Genomic DNA, 11,666 nt, shown 5'->3' with positions numbered 1-11,666 from the left:
GATTATTTTTTGTTACGGCTTTTCACTGCACCAACTAGACGCTTACGTTGACGCTCTTGAGATAGAGTCAACTTACCACCACGATCTTCAAATGGGTTTTCACTATTCTGGAATTGAATACGAATAGGTGTGCCCATAATTTCTAATGATTTACGGAAGTAGTTCATTAAGAAACGTTTGTAAGAAGAAGGTAATTCTTTTACTTGGTTACCGTGAATAACGATAAGTGGTGGGTTGTAACCACCTGCGTGTGCATATTTCAGTTTCACACGACGGCCACGAACCATTGGTGGTTGGTGATCGTCTTGAGCCATCTTCATGATACGAGTAAGAACAGATGTACCTACACGCTTAGTTGCAGAAACATACGCTTCTTGTACTGATTCATATAAATGACCAACACCAGTACCATGTAGAGCTGAAATAAAGTGAAGACGAGCAAAATCAACAAAGCCTAGACGACGGTCTAACTCAGACTTTACTTTCTCTTTAACTTCGTTATCAAGACCATCCCACTTATTTACAGCAATAACTAATGAACGACCTGCGTTCAATGCAAAGCCCAGCAAACTTAGATCTTGATCTGAGATATTTTCACGAGCATCGATAACAAGCAATACTACGTTAGCATCTTCAACCGCTTTCAATGTTTTGATTACAGAGAATTTCTCAACCGTTTCATTGATACGACCACGGCGACGAACACCTGCGGTATCAATAAGTACGTACTCTTGACCTTCACGTTCCATTGGAATGTAAATAGAGTCACGAGTTGTACCAGGCATATCGTAAACAACCACACGCTCTTCACCTAAAATACGGTTAATTAGCGTTGATTTACCTACGTTAGGACGACCGATAATCGCTAATTTGATTGGTTGATCTTGAAGGCGTGAAAAATCTTTTTCTGCATCTTCTTCTGTTCGATCTTTTTCTTCTTCTTCGAAATCTTCAAATTCAGTAAGATCCATGATCTCACCATTTTCATCTTTCAAAGATTCTTCAATTAACTCTTCCATAAAAGGAGCAAGAGCTAATTCAAGTAGAGATGTTACACCACGGCCATGTGAAGCTGCAATTTGGTAAACCTTGTTCATCCCTAATTGCCAGAATTCAGCACTTGCCGCATCAGCATCAATACCATCGATCTTATTTACTACTAAGAATGTTGGTTTTTCACGTGAACGTAAGTGTTTTGCAATCGCTTCATCAGATGATGTTAAACCAGCACGGCCATCAACCATAAATAACACAACATCAGCTTCTTCAATCGCAGCTAATGACTGTTCTGCCATTTTAGTTTCTACACCTTCTTCAGTTCCATCAATACCGCCGGTATCGATCAAAATGAATTCAAGCTCTTCTAACTTAGCACGGCCGTATTTACGGTCACGAGTTAAGCCTGGAAAGTCAGCAACTAATGCATCCCTTGTACGCGTAACACGGTTAAACAGCGTCGATTTACCAACATTTGGACGCCCTACCAGAGCAACAACAGGAATCATATATACCTCTTAATTTAATCATAGGCATAGCGCGAGCTAATACCAATTTGATGATAGTTTTTTTAATATGAACGGATAAAAACCATCACCAAATTGGATTATCTTTCACTATCTAAAAACAATAAAAGGCCCCAAAGTCAAAAGGACTTGGAGCCAATTCACAATTATAGCAAATAAAACTTATTTAATTCGCATTTTTTTGATAACGCCTTCGCGAGTAACAATTAAAAAGCCATCTTCAACAATAATTGGGGATACTGCGATACCATCACTGTCGATCTCTTGTTGAGAAACAAACAGCCCAGTATCTCTATCTAACCAATGTAGATAACCTTCACTATCAGCTAAAACAATATAATTATCAATGATCATTGGCGGTGTTAATTGACGATACTCTAGCTCTTCATTATTCCAAAGTTCAGTACCACTTCGTGCATCAACTGCCACTACGTGATCTTTCTCTGTTACTAAGAAAAGACGTTTACCATCAGATGACATATTCATTGCTGATGAATAATTACGTTTCCAGACAGGTTGCCCTGAACGAAGATCCAGAGCAATTAATTGTCCGTTATAGCCAATTGTATATAAACGACCACCTAAAATAAGTGGTGAAGCATCAACATCGACTAAACGGTCAATCTCAGTAGCCCCTTTTGGCGTACCTACTGGCTGTTGCCACAACAATTGACCTTTAGAGATCAATGCTGCCGCTAAACGACCATTAGACATTCCCCAAAAAACGCCACCTGAAATACTGACTGGAGTACTATCACCACGAAGTGTTAAGTTAGGCACTTCACTGTTAATTTGCCACTTTTCATCACCAGTTTCAGCATCGAAAGCAACCAACGCCCCGCGACTAGTATGAACAATGAGATAACCTTCATCTGCTAATGGTTTAGCAAGAACTTCACCATCAACCGTTTTACGCCACAACTCTTCACCAGTTTCAGCATCAAGAGTAATGACTTCACCATTCTCTGAGCCGATGAATACTTTGCCGTAAGTTAAGGTTAAACCGCCAGATAATCGAGCTGATACGTCTTGTTCTAAATCTTTCTCCCAAATGGTTTTTCCATTTTCAGGATCAAGCGCTTTAACAAGACCATCACGGCTTGCAACATAAACTTTTTGATAAGCATAAACTGGCGCTAGACGTGAAAAATAATGTCCAACACCATCACCAATTGAACTTGTCCATTCCGTTGTTGGTTCAAATTGATTCTGAACAACAGGAACCGGTGCCATTACGATTGTATCTTCTTCACTCGCACAGCCAAAAAGCATGGAGAAACCAAAGGTACATAATGCCGCTTTTTTTAACACCTTACGCATTCAGTTGTCCTTACTCTGCTAAGTCATCCAGTTTCATTTGAACGGCTTGGTTCATTCCTGCTTGTAACGCTTCGGTATAAGCAGAACGAGCCGTAGCTACATCACCTTGACTAAGAGCAATATCACCTTTTAGCTCAGCGACACGTGCTGCCCAGCTTGTCGGTTTTACACTTTCTAATGTCGCTAAAGCTGCATCAAATTTCTCTTGTTGAGCTTGAATACGAGCAGTGCGAATTTGAGCAGTAGCAATCAGTGATTCATCGTTGCTGTTACTTGCCACCCAATTTAATTGCTCTAATGCTGCATCAAGTTGGCCAGCATCTACCTGAACTTTTGCTAACTGAAGTGCCGCCAATACTGCGTACTCACTTTTAGCATGAGCGGTAATAAATGCTTGCGCTGATTCTGTAGCATCAGCACCAGAAGCTTGCAATGCAGTTAGTGTTTTTTCATAAGAAATTGAAGTTGTTTCTTTTGCTTCAATTTGTGTCGATTGGTAATATTTCCAACCTAGAATTGCACCAATACCAACAACACCACCAACTACGACAGCCTTGCCGTTTTCTTTCCACCAACTTTTAATGGCTTCAACTTGTTGTTCTTCAGTTTCGTAGGCTTCCACGTCCTATCCTCTTAAATCAATTCAGCTAATTTTTCGAATACATCTGCTTGAGCGAACGTTTTTTGTTCGCCAGTACGTAAATCTTTTACGTTTACTGTTTGCTCTGCCACTTCACTCTCACCTAAGATAAGAGCAACTGCAGCACCTGCATTATCAGCACGTTTAAATTGCTTTTTAAAATTACCACCACCGAAGTGACACATTACACGTAAACCAGGAACTTGTTCACGTAGTGACTCAGCCAGTTTCATCCCTGCCATTAGAGTACCTTCACCAGACGTTACCATGTAAACATCCACTGAACGACGCACATCTGTTAATTCTAATGTTTCCATCAGTAATACCAGACGCTCTAATCCCATAGCAAAACCAACTGCTGGCGTTGTTTTTCCGCCTAATTGTTCAACTAGACCGTCGTAACGACCACCACCACATACCGTACCTTGAGCACCTAAACTTTCGGTAATCCACTCAAAAACAGTACGGTTATAATAATCTAATCCACGAACTAAACGTTCATTAACTTGATATTGGATGCCAGCAGCGTCAAGTAGTTCACATAAACCAGAAAAATGTGCTTTTGAATCATCATCCAAATATTCAGATAGTTTAGGGGCATCACCTAAAATAGCTTGTACATCTGGATTTTTAGTATCAAGAACACGCATTGGATTAGTATGCATACGGCGTTTACAATCTTCATCCAACACATCTAAGTGCTGCTCTAAAAATTCAACTAATGCGATACGGTAGTTAGCGCGAGCCTCTAATGAACCGATAGAGTTCAACTCTAAACGAACATGCTTATCAATACCTAGTTCACGCCATAAACGTGCTGTCATCATAATAAGTTCAGCATCAACATCAGGACCGTTCAAACCAAATACTTCAACACCTACTTGGTGGAACTGACGGTAACGACCTTTTTGAGGGCGCTCATGACGGAACATTGGGCCCATGTACCATAAACGTTGTTCTTGGTTGTACAGTAAACCATTTTCAATCCCTGCACGTACACAACCTGCTGTTCCTTCTGGACGAAGCGTTAAGCTATCACCATTACGATCTTCAAACGTGTACATCTCTTTTTCAACAACATCAGTTACTTCACCGATAGCACGTTTAAATAGATGTGTTTGTTCAACAATTGGCATACGTACTTCATTGTAACCATATGCACTAATAACGCGTTTAACGCCATCTTCTACTTTGTGCCACAATGGCGATTGTGTTGGAAGGCAGTCATTCATGCCTCGAATTGCTTGGATTGCTTTAGCCACGTTCACTTCCCAATGGGTTTCATTTATATCTGGTTTACTAATCAGTCAATCTGATTAATATCAATTTGGTTTTCTTTTGATAACATCGCGGCTTTCGCTCGGATCTTCGCTTCTAGCTTATCCACGATATTATCATTATCAAAACGTTCTTTCTGACGAATACCATCTTCATAGAACGCACTTTTACGATTACTTCCCGCAATCCCCATATGAGAGACTTCAGCCTCACCCGGGCCATTGACTACACAACCAATTAAAGAAACATCCATTGGCGTGATTAAATCTTCTAATCGTTGTTCTAGTTCATTTACTGTTGCAATAACATCAAACTCTTGACGAGAACACGTAGGGCAAGCAATGAAGTTAATACCACGAGAGCGAATACGCAATGATTTTAAAATATCAAAACCAACTTTGATCTCTTCAATAGGATCCGCAGCCAATGAAATTCGTAGTGTATCGCCAATACCTTCAGACAATAACATGCCTAAACCTACCGCTGATTTAACAGAACCAGCACGAGCGCCACCAGCTTCGGTAATACCTAAATGCAATGGTTGAGCAATCTGCTTTGCCAATAATCGATAAGAATCAACCGCTAAGAATACATCAGAAGCTTTCACACTGACTTTAAACTGGTCAAAATTCATTCTTTCCAATATGTCTACATGGCGCATTGCTGATTCAAGTAACGCCTGAGCCGTTGGTTCTTTATATTTTACTTGGATATCTTTTTCTAATGATCCCCCATTCACACCAATGCGAATAGGAATATTTTTATCTTTCGCACAATCTACAACAGAGCGAATACGTTGTTCATTACCGATGTTACCTGGATTGATACGTAAACAATCGACACCGTATTCCGCTACTTTTAAAGCGATACGGTAATCAAAATGAATATCAGCGACTAAGGGGACTGACACTTGTTGTTTGATTAGTTTAAACGCTTCAGCTGCATCCATTGTCGGAACTGAAACACGAACAATATCAGCGCCTACTTTTTCAAGTGCTTTAATTTGAGCTACTGTCGCAGCAACGTCAGTCGTTAATGTGTTTGTCATTGACTGAACAGCGATCGGGGCTCCATCACCAATAGGAACGTTACCCACATAAATACGGGTAGATTGGCGACGTTTGATTGGGGACTCTATATGCATGGAATCAACTCATTATTGAGGTAAAGTTAATCGTACAACTTTACCGGCAGGATATGCTGATAAATCAACAGGCTTACCTTTATAAGTTAGCGTTACGGCACTTGGAGCACCAATAACTAATTTATAAGGTGCTTTACCTGTTAACTTTAATGTTTGATTTGTTTTTTTAACGCCAGAGTACAAACGATTGTTTGCGGCGTCTTGAACTTGTAGCCAGCAATCACTATTGAATGTCATCACAACATCCTCGCTAACTATTGCCGTTTTTTCTTCAATTTTTTCTTCAGAAGCCGCAGCCGTCTCAGGTTCTTTAGCTATTTCTTTCTCGAGTGCTTCTGAAGAAGTTTCTAATTCAGAAACATTAGTATCAACTTCAAGCATTTCAGCTTCATCTAAAGTTGGTTTCACTTCTACTTCTGTATTGTTATCAGCGGAATCCATTGACTCAACGGTTGCGACTTCATTGATCAATTTAGCGTCATGACTGCTCTCTAGTTGAGCTTGCTCTTGCCACCACCATAGAACTGACATGCCAAGAATAATTGCAAAAATGACCCATGTTAACTTCATGATACGATTATCGTGCTTTTCTCTTTTCGTCTTACGAGAAAAACTTTGCATATCATGTTGTTCTATTTTTGCTTTACCTAATTGATCTAATGCGTTAAGAACTTTACTTTCAGGTACGTTAACGACTTTAGCATAAGAACGATAATAGCCACGTGTAAACGTGGCTAGTTTTCCCATATCAAACTGGTCAGCTTCGATCTGTTCTAGAACTTCCACTCGTAAACGTAAACGAGAAGAAATATCTTCTATCGTTAAATTTAATGCTTCACGAGCTTCTTTTAATAATTGCCCAGGAACAACAAGGGTTTCTGCTTTTTCTTCAATCTTTTCAGGAGTCATAATTTAAATAATTCTGATATTCTCTGGAGTCCGGATATTTTTTCCCGAGCAAATCTGCGTATTTTTTAACCAAATGCGCATTACCTGCTTTTTTTTCTAATTCTATGAGTAAGCTTAGGCTAACGGGTTTATATCCGTACTTCTTAGTAAATTTAAACAGCGCAATTCTCGGTTCTGAATAGTTACCTTCATCAATATTCAATTTTGCCAATTGAAGGGTTGAACGAACTCGATTCGGATCATGAGCCAGTGAGCGCTCAAAATACGTTTTTGCTGTCACTTTATCCCCACTACCTAATGCGCACATAGCTGCATTTTCATAACTTGCCGAAACAAGATAATAGTAAGGTTGGTCTATTGCTTGAGTAAACTTCTGTTGAGCTTCCTCATAACGGCCATTTTTACAAAGAAAAACGCCGTAGTTATTTAATACATTACCATTTTTTGACGAAGAACGTAATGCTCGTTTGTAAGCCTTTTCAGCTAATTCGTTTTCTTCTACTTGTTGGTAATAATAAGCGAGGGAAGTTTGAGAGCGGTAATAGTCAGGAGCGTATTGTACAGCCAGTTCCAAATTTTCACGGGCTTTGATCATGTTGCCCGCATTTAAATAGCTTAATCCAAGGGTAATTCGAGCTTCAGCAGCTCGAATTATCTCTTCTTTGGTCATATCATCGGCTTCATTTACCGTGACACAACCAGCACTAACTAACAATCCAACGGTTAATAGTGCCGCACTCCATTTTCTCATTCTGCCTTCCCTTGCTGTTATACATCAAGGTTAAACAGTTTTAACAGGGATAGCCTCACCTTGCTGTTTAACTTGAGTACGTTTAGTTCTATCGATTACATCACCCACTAATTGACCACAAGCAGCATCAATATCATCGCCACGAGTTTTACGAACGGTTACCGTAAAATCGTATTCCATTAGTGTCTTCATGAATCGATCGATACGTGAATTACTTGGCTTTTTGTATGGTGACCCAGGATATGGGTTAAATGGAATCAAATTAATCTTTGCAGGGGTATCTTTTAGTAATTCTGCGAGTTGTCTTGCATGATTCATATCATCATTAACATGATCTAAAAGTACATACTCTACCGTTACACGACCACGGTTAGCATTTGATGATGCAATGTATTCGCGAACACACGATAAAAATGCATCAATATTCCAACGATCATTGATTGGCATAATTTCGCTACGTAGTTCATCAGTTGGCGCATGAAGAGAAATAGCTAATGCTACATCGATTTTCCCAATCATTTGCTCTAGGCCAGATACAACACCAGAAGTCGATACCGTTACACGACGCTTAGATAAACCAAAACCTAGATCATCAAGCATAATTTCTAATGATGGGATTAAGTTTTTCATATTAAGCAGCGGTTCGCCCATGCCCATCATTACAATATTAGTAATTGGACGACGACCCGTTTCTTTTTCTAAACCAATTTCACGAGCTGCACGCCAAATTTGGCCTACAATTTCAGAAACTTTAAGGTTACGGTTAAAGCCTTGCTGAGCGGTTGAACAGAATTTACATTCCAATGCACAACCTACTTGAGAAGAAACACATAATGTAGCACGGTCACCGTCAGGGATATAAACCGTTTCAACATCTTGATCTCCTACTTTCATCGCCCATTTGATGGTGCCATCAACTGAATGCTGAGCTTCTGAAACATAAGGAGCACGGATCTCACACTTGTGCTTTAGTTTTTCACGAAGTTTTTTGTTGATGTTGTTCATTTGATCGAAGTCATCACAACCAAAGTGATACATCCACTTCATGATTTGATCGGCTCTGAATGCTTTCTCTCCTAATTCCTCAGAAAAAAATGCTCGAAGTCCTTTACGATCAAAGTCCAGTAGATTGATTTTAGCTGTAGTCATGTTGCCTCTCTGATAAATAACATCACCGCGAATATCGGGCGCAGAATTGTACAAGTTTTGGGAGGATATTACTAGAGGGTAGAGGTATGAGGAAAAATCAAAGAATAGAAACTATACGCACTCCGTGCCTAGATACTATAAGAGCAGATATGCAGACAGTATAAGCTACACTGCTCTTATATGAAGCGAAGCGATTAGTTTCTAGCTAATATAGAAACCTTAGCTTCGCTTACTTTAATGTGGCTTATTCCGCTGGGCGCGGACAAATTTCATCTTCAGCAAAGAAGTACGCAATCTCACGAGCTGCCGATTCAGGGCTATCAGCACCATGAACAGAGTTATGACGCATGCTGATTGCATAATCTGCACGCAATGAACCACAAGCAGCTTCTGCTGGGTTAGTTTTTCCCATCAGCTCACGGTAACGAACAACCGCATTTTCACCTTCTAATACCTGTACCATTACCGGACCAGACATCATATAAGCAACTAGATCATTAAAGAATTCTTTGCCTTCATGCTCAGCATAAAAGCCTTCCGCTTGTTCTTTAGTTAAGCGCAACATTTTAGCTGCAACAACTTGCATACCTGTTTTTTCAATACGACGGTAAATAGCACCAATAAGATTACGCTTAACAGCATCTGGTTTTACAATTGAAAAAGTACGTTCTATTGTCATTTTACTTTCCTTTAAGTTTCTTTTACTTCTTTTGAAGCTATTATAGTTATAAGAAAAAAGACCGAGTTTAGGGCTCGATCTCTTATTCGTTATTTAGTAAGTAGGTTCGCTAATGTTCTTACACCTACACCGGTTGCACCGGCTGACCACTTATCTGAAGGAGCAGTACGGTAAGTTGCAGAGCAATCCATATGCAGCCACCCTTTCTTATAATCATCAACAAAGTAAGAAAGGAAACCAGCGGCCGTACTTGCACCTGGCGAGTATGGGCCTGAACCAATATTTGCCAAATCAGCAAAGTTTGATGGTAGCATATTACGATGAAATTCCATTAACGGTAAACGCCATAAGCCTTCATTTTCTTCTTGAGCTGACGTTAATGCTTTTTGGCTCAACTCATCATCAAAGCTTAATAAAGAATGGAAGTCATTACCCACAGCCATTTTTGCAGAACCTGTTAAAGTTGCACAATCAATTATCAGTTCTGGATTTTGTGCTGAAGCAAATTGAAGGCCATCAGCTAATACTAATCGCCCCTCAGCATCTGTATTTAAAATCTCAACCGTTTTACCATTTTTATAGGTAATAATATCACCTAACTTTAATGCTCGGCCTGAGATCATATTTTCAGCGCAACATAGAACCAGCTTAACACGCTTATCTAAACCACGAAGAATAGACATTGCAAGACCAGCAGTCGCTAACGCCGATCCGCCCATATCTGATTTCATTGATGCCATACCACCAGAAGGTTTAATACTGTAGCCACCCGAGTCAAACGTAATGCCTTTACCAACAAGACAAGCAAAAACAGGGGCATCAACATCACCTGTTGGGTTATAATCTAATTGCAGCATCGCCGATGTGCGTTCAGAGCCACGACCGACAGCATACGTTCCAACCCAACCTTCAGTTAAAAGGTCTTTATCTTTTACAATTTTTGTCGTCACGGTTCCTGCTGGTGCCACTGATTTAATAAATTCAGAAGCCATCGTAGCAAGTTGACGTGGCGCTACTTCTTCGGCTGTTTTATTGATGATGTCGCGTGTCCAATTCGTCGTTAGGATACGGGCATTCAATTCTTTTTCATCAACATCAGTTAATGCAGCCCAAATAACATCATTGTTCTTTTTAGAATCACGGAAGCCTTGAATAAAAGACCAAATAGATTCAAGATCCCACTCTGTTCCTTTTAATTCAACCTCAACAATACCCTGACCGTTTAACTTTCTAGCAGCTTGCTGAATTGCGCCGTATACATCATCATTTGTACAATGAATTACAGCCCCTTCAGAAGCAAATGAAATAAGAGCATTATCACCCCAGTGAGCCGCTGCTGTTTCTGTTGAAAGTTGTACTGTCATCTTTTGTGACATGTGAATCTCCTTTAAATACGCAATAACGCCATACAACCACATAAACTGACACTGGTGGTTATTTATATTGCGCGACTATCCAATGGGAATAAGCGAACTGAACGTTCGTTTTTATCTAATTTGCCTACTTTACCAGGGTGATACAAGGTATTTACACAAAATGTAAGAGATGGATCCAACCAGTTGATGGGATTTTGTACGTTATCAACGGTATTCATTAATACGATTAAATTAATCTCGTTCATCCATCCAACAAAGCATTATCGCTTCTAATATTTTTTCACCAGAATGATTTGGATCATCATCAAATTCATCTAAAGCCATCACCCACTCTCTTAAATCAGTAAAGCGAACAGTTTGAGGGTCAATCTCTGGGTATTGCTCTGAGAGTTCAATTGCTATATCACGTGAGTCAATCCACTTCATGCTCATAATTTCATCCTTAATTATGTTGTATATAGTACAGGTATAAAAAAAGGTAAGTTCTGAAACGCAAGTTTTCACTTGTTTTCCATCTCTTACCTTTATCAAAAGTAGTTCAATTAATCAGGTAGGATTAATGGTCTTCTGATGCTAAGTTTAGTGTATATTTTGGAATTTCTACCACTAAATCTTGTTTTGCCATTCTTGCTTGGCAACCAAGACGAGATTCAGGTTCTAGACCCCACGCTTTATCTAGCATGTCGTCTTCTAGTTCATCACTCTCTTCAAGTGAATCAAACCCTTCACGAATAACAACATGACACGTTGTACACGCACATGATTTTTCACAAGCATGTTCAATTGCAATACCGTTTTTTAAAGCAACGTCTAAAACCGTATCACCTTCATTTGCTTCAAGTACTGCACCTTCTGGGCATAACTCATCGTGTGGTAGAACAATAATCTTTGGCATTT

The 11,666-nt window shown here is 39.6% G+C and carries 13 protein-coding genes; all 13 read right to left on the bottom strand.

Annotated elements, in window-relative coordinates:
- Nucleotides 1–2 precede the first annotated feature (2 nt).
- Entirely contained in the window at nt 3–1,505 is a 1,503-nt protein-coding gene (der, locus tag BTO22_RS02475) for a ribosome biogenesis GTPase Der (protein WP_060993645.1), read from the bottom strand.
- A gap of 180 nt (nt 1,506–1,685) precedes the next feature.
- The gene (gene bamB, locus BTO22_RS02470; RefSeq protein WP_105054136.1) at nt 1,686–2,843 is read right to left on the bottom strand and encodes an outer membrane protein assembly factor BamB; all 1,158 of its coding nucleotides are present in this window, start codon (nt 2,841–2,843) and stop codon (nt 1,686–1,688) included.
- Nucleotides 2,844–2,853: 10 nt separating this feature from the next.
- A complete protein-coding gene (locus tag BTO22_RS02465; RefSeq protein ID WP_105054135.1) occupies nt 2,854–3,465 on the bottom strand; it encodes a YfgM family protein in 612 nt (203 codons plus the stop codon).
- Nucleotides 3,466–3,476: 11 nt separating this feature from the next.
- Entirely contained in the window at nt 3,477–4,745 is a 1,269-nt protein-coding gene (gene hisS, locus BTO22_RS02460; RefSeq protein ID WP_105054134.1) for a histidine--tRNA ligase, read from the bottom strand.
- A 41-nt stretch (nt 4,746–4,786) separates the two neighbouring features.
- On the bottom strand, nt 4,787–5,905 hold the full coding sequence (ispG, locus tag BTO22_RS02455; RefSeq protein ID WP_060993649.1) for a flavodoxin-dependent (E)-4-hydroxy-3-methylbut-2-enyl-diphosphate synthase: 1,119 nt from the start codon (nt 5,903–5,905) through the stop codon (nt 4,787–4,789).
- A 12-nt stretch (nt 5,906–5,917) separates the two neighbouring features.
- Nucleotides 5,918–6,814: a RodZ domain-containing protein gene (locus BTO22_RS02450; protein ID WP_105054133.1), complete on the bottom strand. Its 897-nt coding sequence runs from the start codon at nt 6,812–6,814 to the stop codon at nt 5,918–5,920.
- Nucleotides 6,804–7,565 (bottom strand): type IV pilus biogenesis/stability protein PilW, encoded by a 762-nt coding sequence (gene pilW / locus BTO22_RS02445; protein WP_105054132.1) that lies wholly within the window; start codon nt 7,563–7,565, stop codon nt 6,804–6,806. Before pilW ends, BTO22_RS02450 begins: the two co-directional genes overlap by 11 nt.
- Nucleotides 7,566–7,595: 30 nt before the next feature.
- On the bottom strand, nt 7,596–8,714 hold the full coding sequence (locus BTO22_RS02440; RefSeq protein WP_060993652.1) for a bifunctional tRNA (adenosine(37)-C2)-methyltransferase TrmG/ribosomal RNA large subunit methyltransferase RlmN: 1,119 nt from the start codon (nt 8,712–8,714) through the stop codon (nt 7,596–7,598).
- 244 nt (nt 8,715–8,958) lie between these two features.
- Nucleotides 8,959–9,393 (bottom strand): nucleoside-diphosphate kinase, encoded by a 435-nt coding sequence (gene ndk / locus BTO22_RS02435; RefSeq protein WP_105054131.1) that lies wholly within the window; start codon nt 9,391–9,393, stop codon nt 8,959–8,961.
- Between the two features lie 89 nt (nt 9,394–9,482).
- Nucleotides 9,483–10,769: an aminopeptidase PepB gene (gene pepB / locus BTO22_RS02430; RefSeq protein WP_105054130.1), complete on the bottom strand. Its 1,287-nt coding sequence runs from the start codon at nt 10,767–10,769 to the stop codon at nt 9,483–9,485.
- Nucleotides 10,770–10,831: 62 nt separating this feature from the next.
- Complete coding sequence (locus tag BTO22_RS02425) at nt 10,832–11,014, bottom strand: hypothetical protein (RefSeq protein ID WP_105054129.1); 183 nt, start codon at nt 11,012–11,014, stop codon at nt 10,832–10,834.
- Nucleotides 11,001–11,195 carry a Fe-S cluster assembly protein IscX gene (gene iscX / locus BTO22_RS02420; RefSeq protein WP_181044603.1) on the bottom strand — a complete coding sequence of 65 codons (195 nt, stop codon included), beginning with the start codon at nt 11,193–11,195 and terminating at the stop codon, nt 11,001–11,003. The genes BTO22_RS02425 and iscX overlap by 14 nt, the downstream gene beginning before the upstream one ends.
- Nucleotides 11,196–11,325: 130 nt before the next feature.
- Entirely contained in the window at nt 11,326–11,664 is a 339-nt protein-coding gene (gene fdx, locus BTO22_RS02415) for an ISC system 2Fe-2S type ferredoxin (protein ID WP_105054127.1), read from the bottom strand.
- Between the last annotated feature and the right edge of the window lie 2 nt (nt 11,665–11,666).

The organism is Aliivibrio sifiae, from assembly GCF_002954705.1.
Lineage (GTDB): Bacteria > Pseudomonadota > Gammaproteobacteria > Enterobacterales > Vibrionaceae > Aliivibrio > Aliivibrio sifiae_A.
Note: the sequence above shows the minus strand (reverse complement) of the source record. Positions and strands in the feature narration are given on the sequence as shown.

Bases quoted from the DNA above. Each gene is read 5' to 3' on its own strand.
- der (WP_060993645.1), bottom strand. From the start codon at position 1,505: ATGATTCCTGTTGTTGCTCTGGTAGGGCGTCCAAATGTTGGTAAATCG.
- bamB (WP_105054136.1), bottom strand. From the start codon at position 2,843: ATGCGTAAGGTGTTAAAAAAAGCGGCATTATGTACCTTTGGTTTCTCC.
- ispG (WP_060993649.1), bottom strand. From the start codon at position 5,905: ATGCATATAGAGTCCCCAATCAAACGTCGCCAATCTACCCGTATTTAT.
- BTO22_RS02450 (WP_105054133.1), bottom strand. From the start codon at position 6,814: ATGACTCCTGAAAAGATTGAAGAAAAAGCAGAAACCCTTGTTGTTCCT.
- pilW (WP_105054132.1), bottom strand. From the start codon at position 7,565: ATGAGAAAATGGAGTGCGGCACTATTAACCGTTGGATTGTTAGTTAGT.
- BTO22_RS02440 (WP_060993652.1), bottom strand. From the start codon at position 8,714: ATGACTACAGCTAAAATCAATCTACTGGACTTTGATCGTAAAGGACTT.
- ndk (WP_105054131.1), bottom strand. From the start codon at position 9,393: ATGACAATAGAACGTACTTTTTCAATTGTAAAACCAGATGCTGTTAAG.
- pepB (WP_105054130.1), bottom strand. From the start codon at position 10,769: ATGTCACAAAAGATGACAGTACAACTTTCAACAGAAACAGCAGCGGCT.
- BTO22_RS02425 (WP_105054129.1), bottom strand. From the start codon at position 11,014: ATGAACGAGATTAATTTAATCGTATTAATGAATACCGTTGATAACGTA.
- iscX (WP_181044603.1), bottom strand. From the start codon at position 11,195: ATGAAGTGGATTGACTCACGTGATATAGCAATTGAACTCTCAGAGCAA.
- fdx (WP_105054127.1), bottom strand. From the start codon at position 11,664: ATGCCAAAGATTATTGTTCTACCACACGATGAGTTATGCCCAGAAGGT.